The organism is bacterium (assembly GCA_035527515.1).
In the GTDB taxonomy this organism is placed as follows: Bacteria; B130-G9; B130-G9; order B130-G9; family B130-G9; genus B130-G9.
Map to the genome: position 1 here is coordinate 1 of DATLAJ010000126.1, position 21,627 is coordinate 21,627.

14 protein-coding genes are annotated in these 21,627 nt (G+C 55.9%); 8 read left to right on the forward strand and 6 right to left on the reverse strand.

The features are described 5' to 3' along the window. Positions 1-43: 43 nt before the first annotated feature. From VM163_09975 to VM163_09985, 3 genes are all read left to right on the forward strand, one after another. Entirely contained in the window at positions 44-1,417 is a 1,374-nt protein-coding gene (locus tag VM163_09975) for an FAD-dependent oxidoreductase (GenBank protein HUT04204.1), read from the forward strand. Positions 1,418-1,511: 94 nt separating this feature from the next. Beyond that, positions 1,512-3,245, forward strand: a complete 1,734-nt coding sequence (locus VM163_09980) for an AAA family ATPase (protein ID HUT04205.1) — start codon at positions 1,512-1,514, stop codon at positions 3,243-3,245. 96 nt (positions 3,246-3,341) lie between these two features. Beyond that, positions 3,342-3,647, forward strand: a complete 306-nt coding sequence (locus tag VM163_09985) for a ferritin family protein (GenBank protein ID HUT04206.1) — start codon at positions 3,342-3,344, stop codon at positions 3,645-3,647. Between the two features lie 134 nt (positions 3,648-3,781). Here VM163_09985 and VM163_09990 read toward each other — a convergent pair whose 3' ends face one another. The 5 genes from VM163_09990 to pilM all read right to left on the reverse strand — a co-directional run bounded on the left by VM163_09990 (position 3,782) and on the right by pilM (position 10,086). Next, a complete protein-coding gene (locus tag VM163_09990; GenBank protein HUT04207.1) occupies positions 3,782-5,749 on the reverse strand; it encodes a methyltransferase domain-containing protein in 1,968 nt (655 codons plus the stop codon). Positions 5,750-6,093: 344 nt separating this feature from the next. Next, entirely contained in the window at positions 6,094-6,987 is an 894-nt protein-coding gene (locus VM163_09995) for a decaprenyl-phosphate phosphoribosyltransferase (GenBank protein ID HUT04208.1), read from the reverse strand. Positions 6,988-7,016: 29 nt separating this feature from the next. Next, entirely contained in the window at positions 7,017-7,745 is a 729-nt protein-coding gene (locus tag VM163_10000) for an HAD family hydrolase (protein HUT04209.1), read from the reverse strand. Between the two features lie 34 nt (positions 7,746-7,779). Beyond that, the gene (locus tag VM163_10005) at positions 7,780-8,958 is read right to left on the reverse strand and encodes a glycosyltransferase family 4 protein (GenBank protein ID HUT04210.1); all 1,179 of its coding nucleotides are present in this window, start codon (positions 8,956-8,958) and stop codon (positions 7,780-7,782) included. 6 nt (positions 8,959-8,964) lie between these two features. Next, entirely contained in the window at positions 8,965-10,086 is a 1,122-nt protein-coding gene (pilM, locus tag VM163_10010) for a pilus assembly protein PilM (GenBank protein ID HUT04211.1), read from the reverse strand. Between the two features lie 263 nt (positions 10,087-10,349). Here pilM and VM163_10015 point away from each other — a divergent pair, with 263 nt between their 5' ends. The 5 genes from VM163_10015 to VM163_10035 all read left to right on the forward strand — a co-directional run bounded on the left by VM163_10015 (position 10,350) and on the right by VM163_10035 (position 20,092). Then, positions 10,350-11,810 carry a flippase gene (locus tag VM163_10015; protein HUT04212.1) on the forward strand — a complete coding sequence of 487 codons (1,461 nt, stop codon included), beginning with the start codon at positions 10,350-10,352 and terminating at the stop codon, positions 11,808-11,810. Positions 11,811-12,138: 328 nt separating this feature from the next. After that, on the forward strand, positions 12,139-14,982 hold the full coding sequence (locus tag VM163_10020; GenBank protein ID HUT04213.1) for a right-handed parallel beta-helix repeat-containing protein: 2,844 nt from the start codon (positions 12,139-12,141) through the stop codon (positions 14,980-14,982). Between the two features lie 97 nt (positions 14,983-15,079). Beyond that, positions 15,080-15,505, forward strand: a complete 426-nt coding sequence (locus VM163_10025) for a DUF1565 domain-containing protein (protein ID HUT04214.1) — start codon at positions 15,080-15,082, stop codon at positions 15,503-15,505. Beyond that, on the forward strand, positions 15,435-17,186 hold the full coding sequence (locus VM163_10030; GenBank protein HUT04215.1) for a right-handed parallel beta-helix repeat-containing protein: 1,752 nt from the start codon (positions 15,435-15,437) through the stop codon (positions 17,184-17,186). The genes VM163_10025 and VM163_10030 overlap by 71 nt, the downstream gene beginning before the upstream one ends. Before the next feature lie 140 nt (positions 17,187-17,326). Further along, positions 17,327-20,092, forward strand: coding sequence for a right-handed parallel beta-helix repeat-containing protein (locus VM163_10035; GenBank protein HUT04216.1), 2,766 nt, complete (start codon positions 17,327-17,329; stop codon positions 20,090-20,092). Positions 20,093-20,248: 156 nt separating this feature from the next. Here the strand turns inward: VM163_10035 and VM163_10040 are convergent, their stop codons facing one another. Continuing rightward, positions 20,249-21,613: a sugar transferase gene (locus VM163_10040; protein HUT04217.1), complete on the reverse strand. Its 1,365-nt coding sequence runs from the start codon at positions 21,611-21,613 to the stop codon at positions 20,249-20,251. Positions 21,614-21,627: the final 14 nt, after the last annotated feature.

The following is a 21,627-nucleotide window of genomic DNA, read 5'->3' on the forward strand; positions in this document are numbered from 1 at the left end:
TCTTTGCGGGAATTCGCAACTTTGACAGTGGAGAATCGTGATAATGAACAGGACAGTCAACAAACTGGTCGTTGTGGGGGCCTCAGCCGGGGGCCTAAGCGCTGCAAGCCGGGCGAGGCGCGTCAACCCCGGGCTTGAGATTGTGGTTTTTGAGAAGACTGAGCACGTTTCAGTTGGGTTCTGCGAGCTGCCTTATCTCATCGCCGGTTACATCAAGGACAGGCGCGAGGTGATTGCTGTGTCCCTTGAGAATCTGCGGGAAAAGCGCAACCTCGATGTTCGGATCAGGCACGATGTGCTCGGTATCAATCCGACCGCCAAGACGGTCACCTACAGGGACTTGGAATTAGGCAAGGAGTGCGAGATAGCATACGACCGACTGGTGTTGAGCCCTGGCGCCTCGCCTATTAGGCCGCCAATTCCGGGCCTTTCTGCGCCGAACGTGTTTGTGCTTCACTCGCTTGCTGATGCTGACGCGATAATAAATTACATAAGGGAACGCGGCCCGAAGAATGCGGTCATCGTTGGTGGCGGTTACATCGGTCTTGAGATGGCCGAGGCGCTGTCGCGGAACGAGCTTTCGGTAACGATCGTCGAGATGCTGCCGAACGTTCTGGGCACGATGGACGATGAGCTCACATCGCTGGTCGAGGCGCATCTTGAGAAGCAGGGGGTTGGGTTGGCGCTTTCGTCGCCGCTTGAGAAGGTGGTGCTTGGTGAGGATGGATACGTCCGCGCGGTCGTGGCAGGGGGCAAGCAGTATCCCGCCGACATGGTGTTCTTGGCCCTCGGGATCAGGCCCAACGTGCGCCTCGCAAAGGAGGCGAAGATACAGCTCGGAGGAACTGGCGCCATCGCCACGGATTGGAAGCAGAAGACGTCGGACGAGAGCATCTTCGCCGCTGGCGATTGCTGCGAGTCGCAGGACATCGTGACCGGCAGGAAGGTGTGGGTGGCTCTTGGGACGACCGCCAACAAGCAAGGAAGGATAGCGGGAGACAACGCGGCTGGCGGCTATTCGGTCTTCAAGGGAATCACCTCGACTGCGATCTCTAAGACATTTGATATTGAGATCGGGCGGGGCGGCCTGACGGAAAAGGAGGCCAAGAAACTCGGCCTCGATTACGAGACGGTCGTTGCGAGCGCGAGGTCCAGGTCTGGGACGTACCCCGGAGCCCGGAAGATGCGAGTGAAGCTCGTATTCGAGCGAGTTGGCGGCAGGCTGCTCGGTGGTCAGGTAGTCGGCGAGGATGGTGTGCTCGCCCGAACCAATGTGCTAGCCTGTGCGCTGTTCAATCGTCTGACCGTCGAGGAGGCCGCGCGTTACGACCTCGCCTACTCTCCTCCCTTCGCCCCCGTCTGGGACGCAGTGCTCGTTGCGTGCAATCTGGCAGTTAAGAAGGTGAAGGCGAGGTAGGGGATGTCTTTAGCTGGCCTTCTTGGTGGCAACGCTGTTAGAATGTGTCGGAATTGGGGAACGATTAGAGTGATAGTCTGACAAGGACTGCGCAATGCTTACGAAGCTGATCATCAGAAACTTCAAGCGATTCAAGAGTGTCGAGATAGAGCTCGGGAATCCCGTCGTCTTCATCGGCCCCAACAACTCCGGCAAGACATCAGCTCTTCAGGCACTATCTTTGTGGGAGCTGGGTCTGAGGCACTGGACTGAGAAGCGGAAGGGGCAGAAGACCCCAGAAAAGCGACCGGGCATCACCATCAACAGGCAAGACCTCATCATGCTCCCGGTGCCGGGGACGAAACTGCTCTGGCATGAACTCAGGGTGAAAAAACCGGGCACACAAGGGAGGGACCCCGCTTTCATAGACGTGAGGGTGCAAGGCATAACGCGAGGCGCCGAATGGAAGTGCGGATTTGAGTTCTACTATGCCAACGAGGAGTCGTTTTATTGTCGCCCGTTGCGCCTCAGCGAGGCAAAGAATCCTGAGAGAATGTTCGTTCCCGAAGAGGCGGAAGGCGTTAGGCTGGCTTTTCTTCCACCCATGTCCGGCCTTGCTGCCGCTGAGACAAGGCTCGACGAGGGTGCTATCAACGTTCGAATCGGCGAAGGAAGAACCGCAGAGGTCCTCCGCAATCTCTGCTACAAGGTATATCAGGAGACTAATGGCTCTTGGGAGAGGCTGACCGGACAGATACAGCGGCTTTTCGGGTGCGAGCTCAACCTGCCCGAGTATATCGCCGAACGTGGTGAGGTAACGATGAGTTATAGCGAACGTGGCATAACTCTCGACCTATCGTCGTCTGGTCGAGGTCTCCAGCAGACGCTTCTCGTCCTTGCATATATGTATGCGAATCCTGGCGCTGTCCTACTGCTCGATGAGCCAGCAGCCCATCTTGAGATGCTCCGGCAGAGGCAGACTTATGAACTACTGACTGATGTAGCCCGCGAGAACGACAACCAGATCATCGCAGCAAGCCATTCCGAGGTCCTTTTGAACGAGGCCGCGAGCAAGGACACGGTGGTGGCGTTCGTCGGTCGGCCTCACCGTATGCTGGCAGCCCGGAAGGACGAGGTGCTGAAGTCCCTGAAGGAGATCGGTTACGACCAGTACTATCTTGCGGAGCAAACCGGCTGGGTGTTGTATCTGGAGGGGGAGACAGACCTCGACATCTTGAGGGCGTTTGCGAAGCGTCTGGACCACCAGGGAGCGCTCAAGGCTCTTGAGCGGCCCTTTGTCCGCTACACGACCGACATCACGGGCGGAGTAAACAAGCACTTCTACCCACTGAGAGAGGCGTTCCCGGACCTGAAGGGCGTGGCGCTTTTCGACAGGCATGACAAGAGCCCTGCTGATGAGAAAGGGCTCGTCTGGTTGATGTGGGAGCGGCGCGAGATCGAGAGCTATCTATGCTTCCGTGATGTGCTCATTGCCTACGCTGAAAGCACGGCCAGAAAAAAGGCACCGGGACTGGTATTCGAGGCAGCGGAGGTTAAGAGGCGAGGAGAAACGATGCAGAAGGAGATTGCCACCCTGGAGGATGCGATGAAGACACTCAAGAAGGGCTCACCCTGGGACGGGGAGATGAAGGTCAGCGACGAGTTCCTGACGCCTCTATTCGAGAACTACTACGAGAAATTGGGGCTCTATAACGATATGGCCAAACGATCATTCCATGAACTAGTAGACTTCGTCCCAGTCGAGAATCTGTCAGGTGAGGTCAAGCAGAAGCTCGATGCGATAGCTGAGGTGGCAAAGCAAGCACGGCCCGTATCGGAAGCTGAGTAGGCGACCCCTCCGAAAGCTTGAACGTGATTTTTGGGGAGTTTATACTAACAGCAATTGTTGTTGTGGAGTTGTTTTATCAAAGAAGGAGGCTGAACGATGGCAGAGTTCGTGAATCCATTCAGCGGGGTCGTTCCGGGCCGGAAGCTGACCGATTCGGAGCTTCTCCGGGCGCTGAGATTGACGCTTGCCGCCGAGGAAGAGGCGGTCCATTTGTATGAGTCGATCGTGGATGCAACCGACAACAAGCTGGCCAAGGCTGTCCTGCACGACATAGCGAATGAAGAGCGTGTCCACGCGGGTGAGTTCCAGCGCCTCATCAATATCTTGGCGCCGGAAGAGGAGAGGTTTTTGGCAGAGGGGGCCGAGGAGGTCAACGAGATGGCGTCTGACCTCGAGGGATAGTATTCTAAGAGCCCTTCGAGGCCAACTGGAATAGCGATGACATGCCCGGAGTCGGTTTCCTTGGAGATTGGCGCAATAGTTATCGATAAATGCACAGGTCCCTCGGATGGACGCTATGAGTTGCTCGTTTCTGATTAATGCCCGAGCCGCTTCAATACCTTTTCAGTGATTCCTATCCGCTCCTCAGCGGCGGCCAGAATACTATGGATCGCATCTGCGTAGGACATGCCGGCCAGCGCAGCCGCTTTTACTAAGTGGCCGTCCCAGCACCAGCCAGGGTTCGGATTCGCCTCGAGTAATCTGGGACTGCCTTCGCCATCCAGGCGCCAATCAAACCGGAAGTAATCGCGACATTCGACCCGGCCCGCAAGCAGAAGGCACCACTCGACAATCGTTTCTTCCACACTTGAGAGAAGATCGGCGGGAATGGTCTTGATTTTCCAGTATGGAGAGTCGGGGCACCACTTTGCCTCATAACCGCAGATTCTGGGCAGGTCCGGGGGCAGGGTCGAGTAATCTTCCTGGGTTATGGGGAGCACCTGATAGGAACCGCCTGGTTGCCCTATAATTCCTACCGTTAGGTCCTTACCGGTGAGAAACTCCTCCACAAGGATGGGCTTATCATACCCAAACTGCTCCCGCAAACGGCTAACTGCATCAACCAGAGCTTCTTCGCTTTCCACCACGCTGTCAGCGAAAATGCCGAAACTGGAATCGCCCAAATTGGGCTTCACTATGACAGGATAGGATACAGCGATTTCTATACTCTGTGCATCGGGCAGAACAATGGAGGACAAGGGGACGGGGATTCCCATCTCCTGAGCAATGCCTTTTATCATCGACTTGTCGTAGCAGCTGGCAAGACACCGGGGTCCTGAGCCGGTGTAGGGGATTCCAAGGATTTCAAGCAACGCAGGGACGTGCAGCTCTTTCCGAGGATCGTTATCATAGCCTTCGTCGCAAAGGTTGAGCACATAATCTATTTTGGGGCGTAGGCGCACGAGGTCATTCAGCAGCCGGTCGTGGCGCTTAATATAAACGAATTTTCGGCCAGAAATGGAGCCCAGGGCAGTCTTCAACTCGTCGATGGTGCTGAAGTCATCCTCATCGAACGTGTTGTTGGGCTTAATAGGGTCAGACTTTTCGGGGTCTCCCAGAATCACCGCTACTTGGATGAACTCTCTCTTTCTGGCGGGTCTTGGGGTCCACTCTTTTCTTGCCGAGGCGGTCACGAATATCCGCCGGGCCATCATGCCGAGGTCCTGGTTGCGGCTCGATTCCATTTCCTGGTTGTCTTGAACAACCACTTCGGTGAAACCCACTGTCTTCAAAAGACCCTGCAGATCGCTTTTGGTGTAGAGGCGTTCCGCGTAGATTTGGTCCGTCAGCACGCCTTTTTCTACGTGCGTGATCACCTCGCGGCAGATGAGGCGGTCTTTCTGGACAAGCATCCGCTCCCGGCAAACAAACATCCTGTCGTCAATCCATTCCCAGGAGCGAGCTTCGTAGTGAGCTGCTACGTACTCACCGTCCGCGACATCCAAAAGAAAACGTCCCGAAGGCTTGAGTACGCGAAATACCTCCTTTAGCACCATGACATCTTCGCTTGGGTTTTCAAAGTACCCGAAACTGTTGCCCAGGAGGAGGACTACCTCGAAGCTGTCCGGGGAATAGGGTAGCTTTCGCGCATCACCCTCTCGAAGATCAACGCTGAGCCCCTCATTAGTTGCAAGGGACTTTGCCTTTCTGATCAAGAACCGAGAACGATCGAGCCCGTGAACACTCCGGTATCCCCGCCTTACCATCTCCAATGAGTGGCGTCCCTGGCCACAACACAGATCGAGAATATCCTCATCCGGTTGGAGATGGACCAGCTCGCAGATACGGTCAACTTCCATCCTGGTGATGCGTTCGTCACCCACAACATCACCATCGGTCTTCAGGTAGAGGCTGCCGAAGAGCGACCGCCACCAATCGGGACGCAGATAAGACTGAAGGTCGGGAATGGGACCGTAGGTTCTTCTTTTCGAGGTCTTCCGGCGCGCCCTTCTCTTACCATTAGAAAGCGCTGGTTCTTTCGCCATCTTATGCATCTTCCTCATTCTTCGCTCGTTCTTTGCTGGTTCAGGAGAATCTCAGAGAAATCCCAAATTTGCACATCGAGATCGATTGAACGTATATGACAATGCAAGAAAATCAAATACATATTTTGCATCTTCCGACTGCCGTTACTCCCGCCTCCTATCTATCCACGGCCCGCTCCCCGGCAGGTAACTCAGGCTGGCTTTTCTCGACACACGGCATAGCTGTCGTCCCCCATACGGACAAGGCCGTTCGATATGGGTCGTTTTCCTCACCAGCCCACTCATCACAAGAAGCCACCCATCAAAGCTCTGCTGTCGGCTCGTCCGGGGATGCTACCTTGGTAAGGGGGAGGTTTTGTCATCTAAAGAGGATGCGGGCCAGGCCAATAGACTAGCGCTAAGATGCAGACTATCCAGAGCAAGATGTCGATTATCAGCGGCGTGTCCTCGAGGAGAATCTGAGCCGGGCTGCCACCCATCTCCTTGCGATAGACGATATAAAGATAGCGGAAAAGGCCGTAAAGGACGAAAGGTATCGTGATGAAAAGATATCTCGTCCCGAACTTCTTCGCGATCTCGGGCGAGACCGTGTAAAGCGAGTAAGCCATAATCGTCGCAGCGGTAACGATGCTGATCATCTGGTCAAGCAGCTGAGGCGTGTATTCCTTAAGGATGAAACGGTGGGCCGCCGCGTTGTCTCCGAGGCTCACGAGCTCGTGGCGGCGCTTGGCGATCGCAAGGAAAAGCGAAAGAAAAATCGTGCAGGCAATGAGCCAGCTGGAGAACTCAACACGAATGACGATGGCGCCGGCCAGAGCGCGGATAACGAAGCCAGCGGAGATGGTCATGATGTCCAGCAGGACGATGTGCTTCAGGATGTATGAATAGGCCATCATCACCGCGAGATACAGAGCTGAGACAATCCCGAAACCGGCTGAGAGCCAGAAACTGACAACCAGCGCAATTGCGGCGAGGACTGAGGCCGCGAGGATAGCGAATGATGGGGAGAGCGCTCCCGAGGCGATCGGACGATGCCGCTTCTCGGGGTGTTTCTTATCTTCCTCGATGTCGGTAACGTCATTTACGACATAGACAAACCCGGAAAGGACGCAGAAGACCAGAAACCCAAGAAAAGACCTCGCGAACAAGTCCGCCTCGAAGAGATGCTTTGAGAAGGCGATGCCGCCGAACAGGAGAACGTTCTTGGTCCATTGCTTGGGCCGCATCGCTTGGAGCAATAACAGGGTTCTTTTCATTTTGTCGTCCGAGGTAACCTATGCCACAATCACTTGAGTATCGCCAGCAGCTCCTTGATGTTCCCTATTGTATAATCAGCCTGCCCGATGTCCACCTCGTGCTTTCGATAGTGCCTCTGCTGACGGCACAGGACCGTTAGCATCCCGATCTTTGCCGCCGGCACGATGTCCCAGTCAATCCTGTCGCCGACAAGCGCCGCTTGACGAGGCAAGACCCCAGCCATCTCGCAGGCCCTGCGGTATAAAGTGCTGTCAGGCTTGTGAATGTCAACCTCGTCGGAGATGACAACATAGTCGAAATCGACCAGGCCCGCCTCCTTAAGCTGGGTTCTCTGCATCTGTCCGTCGCCCTCCGTGATGACGCCGAGGGCGTATCGCCTTCCGAGGTCGGCCAGCACCTCCACGGTTCCCGGATAGAGCGTGAGGCTCTCCTGCCTATAACGCGTGTAAACCTCGCCCACATCCTCAAAACGCTCGACGAGCCCCGGCCCCAGGCTCCTCAAGAACTGCTCGGTTCTCGCCCTCCGGTCCTTGAGAAGCGTCCGCGGGATCTCCCCCTTTGCGTCCTTCTCCTCTAGCTCGGCCAAGAAATCCCACTGAGCACGCAGGAAGCTATAAAGGTCCAAGGGACATACATCTTCTATCCTCTCCCACAACTTAGTGGTCGCATAATCGACCGACGCCTCGTAATCAGTTAGCGTCCCGTCGAGGTCAAAGAATACCACCTTCAATTCAGATATCCGCAACTTGCTGCGCACCTCTTCTCCTGCAATCCTCCCTCTAATAACCATACTATATGCCAGGAACGAGCTCCTTCAGAAATGATGCGAGTTTCTCTGCACGCTTCAAGAATGTATGCCGCCTCGCTGTCTCGAGGCCGTTTGTCATGAGATCAAGCGCTAGTTGCGTGTCAAATGCAACTGTCTTAATGCCGTCTGCAAGCGATTCTGCGTCATCCGGCCTCACGAGATAGGCGTTTTGTCGGTGCCGAAGTATCTCTCGCAGGGAAGGCACATCGCTCGCAACAACTGGTATCCCGGCCGCCATGTATTGAAAAAGCTTCAACGGACAGGTGAAAAACGCGGGTTCCGAAGAGTGTCCCGCTGGCAGCGGTATCACGGCTGCCGTGAAATCGTTCGAGTGAAGGAAGGGCATGACATCGCGAGGCGCAAGATAGCCAGTGAAAGAGAGCCTGTCCGCCGGGAGCGATCTGGCACTATCAAAGAGGTTTGAGGCCCTTGCGCCGACAACGACAAGTTGGCAACCCTCAAGATAGCGCAGCGATTCAAGAAGCGTCTCAGTGCCCTTCCAGCCGCCCATACTGCCCACATATACGACTCGCAAAAGGCCGCCGTCGCTTCCGCTCGCCGCCGTTTCCTTGTTCGCTCCTGCGGGCACGACCGGCTCCGGCCCACCATTCCTTGCGACGATCACCTTGTGGTCCCGGCCAAACAGAGTCCTGCTCAGCGCCGCAGCGGCGTCAGACGTGCAGACAAGTCCGGCCGCCATATCGAGGACCTCGCTCTCCGCCTTGAACGTGCGCATCGCTTTGTGTCGAACTCGCCTCGGCGAGAGCCCTGCAAGCCTCGCCTCGTCCGAGACCACCATAAACGTCATCTTGTGCGCCTCGTAAACAAGAGGTGTTTTGGTGCTTCTGCTCAAAGGAAGGAGCTTCCGCGCCGTTCTGAGGTTTCTCGCGTAGAGAAGGGGCTTTTGTGGCGAGCTCTGTTTGAGTAAGGCTCGGACTGCATGCCGGCTGCCAGATTCGGCCTTACCGGTGATCGTCATGTTCGCGGGCAGAACGAGGCCGTAGAAGTCTGCGACGTCGGCTGGGGTCTCGAGAGTGAGCCGATCGACCAAGAGGTGAACTGCGATTCCCAGCTTGGCGAGACTGACGCAAGTGTTTAGCACCTGAATCGATCTTGCTTTTCTCTCGGGAAGCGCCGCCTCATGGACATAGATGATCGGCATGGTCGGTCAATGGCCCAAGAGTCGCTTGTGGCCCGGTAAGGCCGAACGCGAATTGCTACCGTATCCGGTGCTGACGTATCGTGCCCTAAGCGCGAGCCCCATTGCTACGGCAAAGAGCGTCGAGGCGGGCGGCATCGGCTTCTTTGAGAGACTCCCGCACCGATGGGGTAACCCACGAAATGGGTCCAACACCGTAACCCCATACCTGAATAGCGGGGACAGGGCCTCGACTATACATGGAATCGCCGCCCCTCCGCCGCAAACAAGCATCCTGTCGAAGAACCACGTCTGTGAGTTGAGCCTGGCTCGCCAGATAAGGTCCTTGATGCGCGTAACAAACGCACTTATATCGCTCTGAACGTTCTTTATCGCATACTCGGGTGCCAGGCCGGCCGCCTCATGGCCCGAGATCAGGGCCACTGCCGGCCAAAGTGCAACTCCTAGCCTTCGCTGGAGGGCGGAGATGATAAACCGGCTGCCGATGTCCATCTCTTCGTAGAAGAAGAACTCACCCTTCTTGAGCAAGACTATCTTCGTCAACGCCTCGCCGATGTCCAGAATCCCTATGAGCTCGTCCTCGGAGCGTAGGGAAGCCCGCTGATAAGTCGCAGCCAGCGCAAGGCCAGCCGCCTCGAACTCGACAGGCGCCTTGTGCGACGACATCAGAACCTCGTCATAGAAATCACAGATAGCCTGCCTTATCCCAACGAAAGCTACCTCGCTGCCCTCTGCACTCGGATTGAGGACCGGGTTAGTCGTGCTGAAGCCCTTGATGTAGCCGTCCGCGTTTTCAGGCAAATACTGTCTCGCCTCAGCATCAGCCGCCGACGCGACATCGCCCTTCGGGATGCCTCTTAAATCGATGCGCTTGAGTACAACGTTGTGCCCGCCATAGACGCCGAGCGCTGACTGGGCCGCTCGCTTCATCCGACGCGGGAGTATATGTTTCAAAGTCCTGACCAGCAATGTGCGACCAGGAACCTTGTCCTTTGATATCTCAATGCAGTAGCCGTCCGCCATCGTCCGCCGCTCACGAGCATCGTAGTGAAGCTCAACGAGTTTCACCAAATGGTGCCCTATGTCTATGCCGAACGTACTCCCGCCCATCTCACCATTACTTATCGTCAATTCCCGATTACAAACAAGCCAAGACCACGATACCTGATACAGGTCGCCGGGAAAAGCACTCCCGAGAAGCCGAGTGGTTGCTGTGCCGCAATTAGGTGCTCAGCATCCGCCAAACCTAGGACCTTGCATCTAATCCCGCTCGTTTTTATTCCCAACGTCGCATCTATGATCTTTCCAGCATATACACTATACTTCCTTGAGGTAGGCAACGCCGGCGTTCATCACCTTGTCATCTTCTCAAGCAATCTGGTATTTTGCAACTAATGAACACTCCCCGAAAAACCGCAAAGAACTTCACCGCAGTCTTTCTTAGCGAGATACTCGGGAAACTAATCACCTTCTATGCGGTAGTATTTTACCTCGCCAAATACCTCAGCAAAGACCAATTCGGAGCCTACAACCAGGTCTTTGTGTTCATCTCCTTCTGCTTTCTGCTCGCCACCTTCGGGATGGACAGAATTGTCGTCCGAGAGATCGCCAAAGCTCCCAAGCATATCGGTCGAATAACCGGCTCTGCTCTACTCATCAAGGGCATCCTGGCGCTTGCATCGTTTGGGCTGGCCAACCTGGTTCTCTCCCTCGCGGCAGGTTTTCTCAACTACTCACCCAGCCTGATGATGCTGATACGGATAGCCTCGCTCGGCATACTCTTGTCGGTATTCTCCGTCTTCGGCGCCGTGCTTCACTACCGGCTCAGGCTCGGCCAGCGCAGCGCGGCGACCGTGGCTGCAAGGCTTCTCGCAGCCGGGGCAATGATCGCTCTGGTCGCTCTTCATGCACCGCTTTACTGGTTCGTCATGGCTGGCCTTCTGCTGGGCGTGCCCGGCGCACTACTGGGCGTCCCGGAGGCGCTTTTGCTTTATATCTTCTATCGAAGGACTGGCCAAGAGTCACTCGCCGTCAACATCGGAACTTGCGCGAGGCTCGTCAAACAGGCCGCCCCAATTGCTCTTTGCGACATCTTTATCATCACCTACGCCAGAGTCGATCAGATCATGCTCCAGAGTATGCTCGGGAAGGAATCCCTCGTCGGGATATACAACTTCGCCACGCGGTTCGCAGAAGTGCTGCGCATTATCCCTCTCGCCTTCATGGCATCCATATTCCCGTCGCTGTGCAGAGCCTACGAGGATAGGCGCGCCTCATTCGAGGAGGCATACCGCTGCTCGTTCAAATACATGAACCTCATCTGCATCCCGGTTGCGTTTGCCAGCATAGCTCTCTCCAGGCCGCTCATCCTCGCCATAAACAGCAAATACAGCGAAGGCGCCCCGATACTGACACTCCTGCTTTTCGCCGAGGTGTTTGTCTTCCTCGGCATCGTCAACAACAGGCTCTTGGTCTCATCAGGTCGTCAAACCCTTGACATCCTGTTCACCGGCGCCTCCGCCGCACTCAACGTCGCCCTGAACCTTCTTTTGATAGGCCGGCTCGGCATGGTCGGCGCCGCGCTCGCTTCACTTATAGCGTACGCCACCGGGCCCATACTTGGCCTACTCATCCCATTCACAAGACCTTTCTCAATGGCAATGTTCAAGACATCGCTCAAACCGATCGGCGCAGCGTGCATCATGCTGCTCGCGGTCTGGCTTTCGGCCGACCGGATAGGACTCTTGGCCTCGGCAGCGCTTGGCGCTGCTGTCTATCTCGCCGCGATCGCCCTCCTCCGGGGACTCGACAGGGAGGATGCGAGCCTCGTCAGGAGAATCTTTCACAAGGCGTGACCGGGTCCAGCGGGGATACTCTAGGGTATTGTCCGCAGATTGCGCAGATTCAGGGGATTAGTCCGAATAATTTATATGAAGCACAATCCCCTCCGACCCTCCACCAACTCAGCCGGAATCCAACGAACCCCCCAAAAGCGTGTCCCAAAACCGAATCAACAACCCAATATCCACCGTCTATGAATAATCCGGGTTAAGAAACCGGAACACATTCCTATAAAGTTTTCGCCTTTACAATAATCTCTTGTTTGTGCATTATGGAGGCAGCAGCTCAGAGAATAGTCTCGGGCCATTTCTTCAACCCATTTTGTGAATGGAGGAACCAGCCATGTCAAGGCTCAGAATGATGCTACTGGTCGGTATCGCTGCTCTTCTGTTTTGCGGGATGGCTTCTGCTGGCGAGTTTTACGTTGATGCGGAGGCCGGAAGTGATTCCAACAGCGGGACCTCGCCAGAGAACGCTTGGCTGACGATCACCCATGCCTTGTCATCTGTGGAAGGCCGCCCGGACGGTCCCGTGACTATCCACATCACTGCCGGAACCTACAGCGCCTCGACCAACGGCGAGCGCTTCCCGCTTGAGATGAAGTCTTATGTGTCGCTCGTTGGGGCACGCGCGGATCGAGCAGTACTGGACGCGGAGGATGATGCCTACCATGTCAGTTACTGCAATGACCTAACCAATCTCACAATCGAAGGTCTCACGATTACGGGAGGCGTCGCCAATGGGGATTATGTTAGCGGAGAATCCTCTGACCGGAAGGGCGGCGGTGTCTATTGTGAGCACTGCTCAGATGTGTTGATTAAGAATTGTGTGATCACCGGGAATTATGCCGAGCACGGCGCCGGGATTTATCTGTTCGAAGCATCCCCAGTCATTGATGGCTGCGAGATCACATCTAACGAGAAGCCTTCTGATCTAACCGGCTACTCGTGGGGAGGCGGCATCTATGCGCACAATTCAGGGCCCACAGTTATTAACAGCACGATTGCGGAGAATGGCTCGTTTTGGGGCGGCGGCATCTATTTCTGGCGGGGCGGTGGCAGCATCGAGCAATGTACGATATCGAAGAATCACATCTCAGGAGCCAGCGCCTTTCCCTACAACGAAGGGGGCGGTATCTACTTGGATGAGTCATCCACGGCGATTCTCAACTGCACAATATCGCAGAACGATGCATATAGAGGGGCCGGAATCTACTGCGAGCGATTCACCGGAACAATTGAGGGATGCGCCATCACTGATAACGCGTGGACGACCTATGCTTGGTACGAGAGTTGGGGAGGCGGTATCTACATCGCCGATTCCGAGTTCACTGTTCGCGGCTGTGAGATAGTTGAGAATCTGGCGAGCAGCGGAGCGGGGATCTCTTGCTCTGACTCATCCGGAAGCATATCTGGATGCCTGATATCAAGAAACGTAGATCGCCCGGAATCGACTTTGGAGAAGTGGGGGGGCGGCATCTGCAGCAGTGATTGCTCTTTGACGATTGAAGGATGTACGATAACAGAAAACTCGGCCAATCAGGGCGCCGGGCTATACTGCTATAATTCAGCCACGACGATCCTACATTGCACGATATCTTCGAACGAGGCACAAGTTAACGCTGACGACGGCAGTTGGGGTGGAGGCATTCATTTTCGTGGGAGCTCTGGCGACGACACGGTCGGTCTTATATCCGGATGCACAATAACCGAGAACTCGGCACTGAATGGAGGCGGCGTTTACTGCCTGGATGCGGAATGCTTAATTGAGAACTGCGAGGTATCAAGGAACATTGCGCCTCTTGACGATGATGACTTCAGTTACGGAGGAGGGATCTTTTGCCACAACTCGGCCATGACGGTTGATGGGTGTCAGGTTTCACGGAATGCGGCATCTGACGGCGCTGGCATCTATATGCGGGAGGCATCTGGCTCCATCCGGGACTGCGCTATATCACACAACGAGGCGCCACCCGGCTCAGCCCGCGGGGGCACTGGCGGCGCCATCCAGTGCAATAGGTCTTCTCCCAAGATCGAGAACTGCGCAATTGCGGGGAACCGGGCTTGCAGAGGAGGCGGGATTTACTGCTGTTCATCCTCACCGCTTGTTAGCGGCTGCGTCATGGAAAGCAACATCGCGGTGGGGGACGCTTTGAGCAGAAGTTGGGGCGGCGGTCTTTTCTCCTATATGTCAACTCCGGAAATCCAGAACTGCGTCGTGACTGGCAACTCTGCATGGTCCGGTGCAGGCCTCGCGTTCACCCATTCGCCATGCGCTGTGAAGAACTGCCTCATCACGGACAATACCGCGACGGTAGATTGCGAGGACTACAGCCAGGGCGGCGGTGTCGTTTGTTTCGGACTATCATTGGACATCGGCAACTGCACGATAACCGGGAACTCTGCTCTTCATGGCGGAGGCATCCAATGCGCAGCCGGCTCTTCGGTCTCGGTCACGGACACAGTCCTCTCGGCGAACGGAGGCGAGATTGGTCTTAAGGAAGACTCTGCGGTCTCGATCAGCCAATCCTGCGTCGAGGGTGGTTACGATGGCGAGGGCAACATCGAAGCCGACCCGCTCTTCGTGACGGGGCCGTTTGGCGATTACTATCTCTCCTGCCAAGGCGCCGGGCAGAGGGAGAACAGCCCGTGCGTCGACGCGGGGAGCGATTCCGCCGAGAATCTGCGCCTCGCGCAGCTGACAACCAGGACCGACAGCGAGGCGGATGCTGGTGTCGTCGATATGGGTTACCATTACCCCATCTACTTCGGCGGACCGACGATTGAGTGCTCGCTCAACGCATCGAGCTTCCGTCCCGGGGATTATCTCGTTGGCTCGCTCAAGGTCGCAAACGACGGACCCGATATCGAGGTCGATGTCTATGTCGCATTCGTGCTCCCAGACGGGACGATATTCTGCATAACCCCGCACGGCGGTTTGACGAGCGAAATCCTGCCCTGGATGCAGTATATGCTCTTGCCCAAGGGCTATTCCTACGGCCCCGCGCCGATGTTCGAGACAACGGTTCCGGACGGTCTCCCATTCGGCGACTACCTGTTTGCGGCGGCGCTCTCGAGCCCCGAACGGTTTGAGGTCATCGGCGGCAGTGCGCTCTTCCCGTTCACGCTGCAGGCTGAGACTTTATCCGCGTCGATGAGGCATTATCGATCGCGTTATTTTCAATAGCAGTAATCCAATAGCGTATTATATGCTAATATTCTCTAATAATTGTCAAGGAAGCAGGTTTCATAAATATAGTCAAACTCGATGGAGGAGATCGAGAATGCTGAAGCCGAAGATCGCTTTGTCTTGTGCTGTCGCATTCGTTATCATTGGCAGCATCGCATTCGGGACGGACTTCTACGTTGATGCGGAGGCCGGCAGTGATTCCAATAGTGGGACCTCGGCGGACAGCGCCTGGCTAACAATCACTCATGCGCTGTCCTCCGTGACCGGAAGCTCGTCGGATCCCGCAACTGTTCACATCGCCGCCGGAACCTATAGCGCCTCAACAAACGGCGAGACCTTCCCGCTTGAGATGCGGTCTTGTGTGTCACTCGTAGGGGCAGCCGCGGATACGACCATGCTGGACGCCGAGGGCAACGCTCATCACGTCATCGTCTGTTCTCATCTAGGCAATGGTGATTACGATAGCGCGGTGCACTATACGGGACAACGCGGGATACGTCGGCACCGGGATTTGCTTTGACTCCTGCTCTTGCACACTGGAGGATTGCACAATCATCAACAATGCTTGCTCGCGCGATTTAAATGGCAGATCGTGGGGCGGCGGCATCTACTGCTATGATTCCTCGGCTACGATCAGAGGCTGCACCATATCAAGGAACGCCGCGTATATGGGGGCCGGAATCTACGCGTATGAGTCCTCAGGCTCCATTGAGGGCTGCGATATCACTGGAAACCTCGGGATACCTGATTCACAAGGCTTCAGCTGGGGTGGAGGCATAAGCTGCTACGAATCATCCCCGGAGATCAGCATTTGCGCTGTCTCAGATAACTTCGCCTGGAGAGGTGGTGGCATTAGCTGCTACGGATCATCTCCCAGCATTGGCGCATGCAGCTTGGTTGAAAACACGGCAAACCAGGGCGGCGGGATCTATCTTCAGGGCGACCCATCAGCGGTTGTCTTCGATTGCTATCTTGAGGGAAATGTCGCGACGCCGGACTCTGATGGTTATAGTGATGGCGGAGGGATTGCATGCCTGGAGGGTTCCCCGACCGTACGAGATTGCACATTTGTGCGGAATTCTGCTGTCTCCGGAGGCGGGCTAGATTTTGAAGAATCCTCCCCAGTAATCACGAATTGCCTGATCCTCGACAATGCGGGGATTCCCAATAAGATGGGCAGGAGTTGGGCCGGTGGCCTCAGCTCCTACAGGTCATCCTCCAGGATTGACGGATGCACGATATCGGGTAACTCAGCCTGGATGGGAGCCGGTCTCGTTCTGGGCGATTTGCCAACAGGGATTACTGACAGCGAGGTCACGAATTGCATAATAACCGGTAACGTCGCCGCGCCTTCTCCAGAAGGTGACTGCCGGGGTGGAGGTATCAGTTGTTACAGTAGATTCTCGCTGATTCGGGACTGCTCGATATGCGACAACACAGCCTCAATAGGCGGCGCACTCTACTGCTTTTTAGGCGGCGCCTCAGCTATATCCGATTGCATCATCTGGGGTAATGCAGATAAGATGATATACCTACGGGATGAAGCGGTTGTAGCCATTGTCCACACCTGCATCGAAGGTGGCTACGAGGGCGAAGGCAACATCCAAGCTGACCCGCTATTCGTTACCGGGCCCTTTGGCGATTACTATCTCTCTTGCCAAGGCGCCGGGCAGAGGGAGAACAGCCCGTGCGTCGACGCGGGGAGCGATTCCGCCGAGAATCTGCGCCTCGGGCAGCTGACAACCAGGACCGACAGCGAGGCGGATGCTGGTGTCGTCGATATGGGTTACCATTACCCCATCTACTTGGGCGAGGCGACGATTGAGTGCTCGCTCAACGCCTCGCGGTTCCGTCCCGGGGATTATCTCGTTGGCTCTCTCAAGGTCGCAAACGACGGGCCCGATATCGAGGTCGATGTCTATGTCGCATTCGTGCTCCCGGACGGAGCGATATTCTGCATAACGCCGCACGGGGGGCTAATTGGCGAAATCCTGCCCTGGATACGGTATATGCCCTTGCCTGAGAATTACTCCTTCGGCCCCGCGCCGATGTTCCAGACAACGGTTCCGGACGGTCTCCCATTCGGCGACTATTTGTTTGCGGCGGCGCTCTCGAGCCCCGAACGGTTTGAGGTGATCGGCGATATTGCGCTCTTCCCGTTCACGCTGCGGGCTGAGACAATATCCACCGTCTATGAATAACCTGGATTAAGAAACCGGAACACATTCCTATCGAGTTTCGCCTTTACAACAATCTCTTGCTTGTGCATTATGGAGGCATAATACCCAGAGAATAGTCCCGGGGCGATTTTTCAACCCATTTGTGAATGGAGGAACCTGCCATGTCAAAGCTCAGAATGATGCTACTGGTCGGTATCGCTGCTCTTCTCTTTTGCGGGATGGCTTCTGCTGGCGAGTTTTACGTTGATGCGGAGGCCGGCAGTGATTCCAACAGTGGGACCTCGGCGGACAGCGCCTGGCTGACGATCAGCCATGCCTTGTCATCTGTGCTCTCAAGCCAGGGGGACCCAGCGACGGTCCACATCGCCGCCGGAACCTACAGCGCCTCAACCAACGGCGAGACGTTCCCGCTGGAGATGAGGTCGTACGTGTCTCTGGTAGGTGCGAGCGCTGAAACCACAATACTGGACGCGGAAGGCGCCGCCTATCACGTTATTCTTGCGACCTTCGTCCGTGATGTGTCGATTGAGTGCACGACGATCAAGGGTGGAAACGCCACGGGGGTCTATGAGAACGGGTCTGGAGGCGGAGTGTTTTGCACCAGTGTCCTGAACATTACGATGCGCAGCTGCACAGTGACAGAAAACGCGGCTGTTATAGGGGCAGGCATTGTATTGGGCCAGTGCTCCGGGCTGGTGACGGACTGCGATTTCGTCTCTAATACGGCTCAGGGCATTCCCGAAAGCGACGGAATAGGTCTGGCTGGAGGTGTCCTCTGCACTCTCTCTGAGGTCCGATTTGAGAACTGCTCGGTCCGCGAGAACCAGGCACTAGCCGGAACTGGAGCGTACGCCGACGCGATGGCTGCTGGCGTGTGTCTCATGGACATCAGCCAACGCTCGCGCAGCGAGAGAAGTTCGTTCCTTAGTGCGGATGGCGCAACCGCGACCCTAGTTGGATGCAGTGTTCTCGATAATATCTGCGTGGGTGAGCACAGCCTTGGCGGAGGGATCGCTTGCATTGCGGAATCTATTGTTTTCGCGCCGGCTATCGTGGATTGCACCATCTCTGGGAACACCGCCTGGTCGGGTGGAGGCATATGCTGTGCAGGTCAATCCTCCCCTACAATCCTTGACTGCACTATTTCGCGCAACGTCTGCCCGCTCGGCACAGATGGGTCGTCCTACGGCGGCGGGATCGAGTGCGATGATTCCTCTCCGACAATTGTCGGCTGTCAAATAATGCACAATTCAGCCAACTATGGCGGCGGCATTGAATGTTACGACCTTGCAGCTCCTACCATAGAGGACTGCATCATCGAGGACAACACCGCACCGCCAGATATGGACGGCGATAGCAGAGGTGGCGGCGTATGGGGCTATCGAGCCCTCCCCACAATCGTATCGTGCTCCGTAGCGCGCAATTCCGCATATTTAGGAGCTGGTGTCTATCTTTCTGTGTCTCGAGGGAGCATAGAGAACTGCCTCGTGGCCGACAATGTTGGCACGCAGGATGCGAATGGCCAGAGCTGGGGCGGTGGGATGTATCTAAGCGACTCATCAACGTCGATCAACAGCTGCACCATCTCAGGCAATTCTGCCTACGCGGGCGCCGGCATTCGCTGCAAAGGCACGCCATCCTGCGAGATAATAGAATGCACTATCGCTGACAACATCGCGTCGCCCGACCCTGATGGTGACAGTTGGGGCGCTGGCATTAATTGCTATGAGTCGTCACCCGAGATAAGGGGCTGCACGGTGTCGGGCAACTCAGCCTCACACGGTGCAGGAATCCGCTGCTCTTCGGGATCATCACCTGAAATCGTCAATTGTAGAATCGTGAACAACGAGGCCGTATTCGCCGCGGATGACAAGAGCTGGGGCGGAGGCATCGGATCGGGTGGATCGGCACCATTTATCGATAATTGCACAATTCTGCGGAATTCCGCGTGGGCTGGCGCCGGCATCTCGTCCGATGAGGATCTCTCGACGAGCATTCGCAATTGCACAATCTCCAATAACATCGCGGCGCCAAATTCGGGCGGTAACAGCTACGGCGGTGGCATCTGGTGCTACGACAGTTCCCCGGTCATCGCCAACTGCCTCATTCACGATAACTACGCTGTCCGGGGTGGCGGCGTTCGGGCATGTAACTCTCTATCCAACCTCACGAATTGCACAATTAGTGCGAACCTTGCCGATGGGGGCGGAGCGCTCTACTGCACTGACAGTTCTTCACTAACCATAACTGACTCCGTTGTTTGGGATAACGGCGACGAATTCTGGGTTGAGGCATTGTCATCGGTGAACCTAACGTACTCCTGTATCCAGGGCGGTTACACTGGCGTTGGCAACATCTCGGAGGCCCCGCTGTTCGTGAGCGGGCCGCTGGGCGACTACTACCTGTCGTGCGAGGCGGCGGGGCAGGGCGCCAACAGCCCGTGCATGGACGCGGGCAGCGACACGGCGGAGGCGCTGGGATTAGATGAGCTCACGACGAGGACGGATTGCGGGCCGGACGCCGGCGTCGCCGATATGGGCTATCATTATCCGCTGACTTCTGGTGAGGCCCCCGTGATTGAGTGCTCGCTGAATGCCGCTGAATTCTGGCCCGGCGACCAATTGGTTGCAATGTATGACATTGACAATCCTGGGCCCGACATAACGGTGGATGTCTATTTTGCTTTCGTCTTCCCCGACGGAGCCATTTTGTGTATCTCTCCGGATAGGATTGCGTTCGGGATATTCCCTTACATGATGGGCCTGTTTCTGGAGCAAGGCTACTCAATGGAGCCGGAGACCTTGGTTGACATAGCGGTGCCGGGCGGGCTTCCGGGTGGAGGCTATCTGTTTGCGGCGGCGCTGTCGAGCCCCGAACGGTTTGAGGTGATCGGCGACCTCTCGCTTTTCGCCTTCTCAATGAGATAAGGCCGCCTGAGGTTACCTACAGGCTGATGGGTAAGCTCAACAGGTTAGCAGCAGCCTACAAGCGGCATGTGCCAACGTGTTTCCTGGCCGCGCATTTCAATCTGCGTAATCTGTGTAATCTGCGGATAGACCTCTCCCACATATCAGCTAAGGCCGCTAATTGACTCCTTGACGGTCGAGGACTTTCCTGAACGTTTTGAGGATGATCTTGATGTCCAGCGACAGACAGTGATTGCGGAGATAATACATGTCGTATCTCAGCTTATCGTTAATCGAAAGATCGTCTCGGCCGCTGATCTGAGCAAGGCCAGTAATGCCGGGCTGCGCGTCGAGCACTCGGCGCTGCCATTTCTCGTATCGGGCGACAATTGACGGGACCTCTGGCCTGGGCCCGACCAGGCTCATCTCCCCCTTCAGAACGTTTATCAGTTGAGGCAGCTCGTCGATGCTCGAGAACCGCAGGAACTTCCCCACTTGCGTTATTCGGGGATCGTTCTCCTGCGTCAGCACGGGCCCAATGCTATCGGCATTTTCGACCATCGTTCGGAACTTGATTATCTTGAACAGTTTGCCTCCCCTAAGGACCCGCTGCTGGGTGTAGAACACCGGCCCCTTGGAGCTGAGCTTTATCGCCAGGGCAGCAAGGAGGAAGATGGGCGACAGCACGATCAGCGCGATAATTGAGACGACAACGTCGAATATGCGCTTTACGATCTTCTGCTCTCTCCTGATTCGGCTCTCAAAAAAACTCATCAGTAGCAGGTTAGCCGTGTCGTCCATGGGCGCTGTCTGAGTTATTATCTCAAAAAAACTCGGGACGATGCTGTATTCGGTGGAGGTCTCGTTGCAGATAAGTATGAAGTCCGAGATGGTTGACCTGTGCGCAGAGGGCATCGCTATCACGACACGGTCCGCCCTGTGTTTCCTGATCATCTCCTTCATTTGCTCGCGGGTCCCGAGCACCTCAAATCCAGACACAACTGACCCGGTCTTGGCCGGGTCATCATCGATGAACCCGACTATCTCATCTTTCTTATCGACCAAGTCTCGCATCTGGGTGGCAATCCTCGCACCGGCGTTGCCGGCGCCGACGATCAAGACCCTTCTGGCCTCACGGGCCGACTTCAGCAGAAGCCGCGCGTCGATGTACGACCTCCAGATGAAGATCAGAGCCCAATTTGCGAGGAAAATGGAGAGCATGACGCTCTTGGGAAATGGGTATCTATGAAATGCGAACACGTAGGCAATAAGAAGAAGCGTGCCCGCTATACAGGCCTTGCCGGACGAGAACAGAAGTCGAATCTTATCCCTGAACGTATCAACATAATACAGGCCGAAATAGTAGTAACACAGCAGGAATAGCCCGATCCCAACGAGCGCAACAGCGAAGTGTCCAAACGCGCCTCGAATGCCCGCGCCCGCGCCAAAGTTGAAGACGAAGCTCATCAAGTAGGCCAGGACAATTAGAAGAGCGTCTGCCGATAGGACCTGCCACCAGTTGGCCTTGTTCAGCAGCTTCACGCTCTATTCCCTTA

Coding starts and splice junctions, on each gene's coding strand:
- VM163_09975 (HUT04204.1), top strand. CDS start 44: ATGAACAGGACAGTCAACAAACTGGTCGTTGTGGGGGCCTCAGCCGGG.
- VM163_09980 (HUT04205.1), top strand. CDS start 1,512: ATGCTTACGAAGCTGATCATCAGAAACTTCAAGCGATTCAAGAGTGTC.
- VM163_09985 (HUT04206.1), top strand. CDS start 3,342: ATGGCAGAGTTCGTGAATCCATTCAGCGGGGTCGTTCCGGGCCGGAAG.
- VM163_09990 (HUT04207.1), bottom strand. CDS start 5,749: ATGAGGAAGATGCATAAGATGGCGAAAGAACCAGCGCTTTCTAATGGT.
- VM163_09995 (HUT04208.1), bottom strand. CDS start 6,987: ATGAAAAGAACCCTGTTATTGCTCCAAGCGATGCGGCCCAAGCAATGG.
- VM163_10005 (HUT04210.1), bottom strand. CDS start 8,958: ATGCCGATCATCTATGTCCATGAGGCGGCGCTTCCCGAGAGAAAAGCA.
- VM163_10015 (HUT04212.1), top strand. CDS start 10,350: ATGAACACTCCCCGAAAAACCGCAAAGAACTTCACCGCAGTCTTTCTT.
- VM163_10020 (HUT04213.1), top strand. CDS start 12,139: ATGTCAAGGCTCAGAATGATGCTACTGGTCGGTATCGCTGCTCTTCTG.
- VM163_10025 (HUT04214.1), top strand. CDS start 15,080: ATGCTGAAGCCGAAGATCGCTTTGTCTTGTGCTGTCGCATTCGTTATC.
- VM163_10030 (HUT04215.1), top strand. CDS start 15,435: ATGGTGATTACGATAGCGCGGTGCACTATACGGGACAACGCGGGATAC.
- VM163_10035 (HUT04216.1), top strand. CDS start 17,327: ATGTCAAAGCTCAGAATGATGCTACTGGTCGGTATCGCTGCTCTTCTC.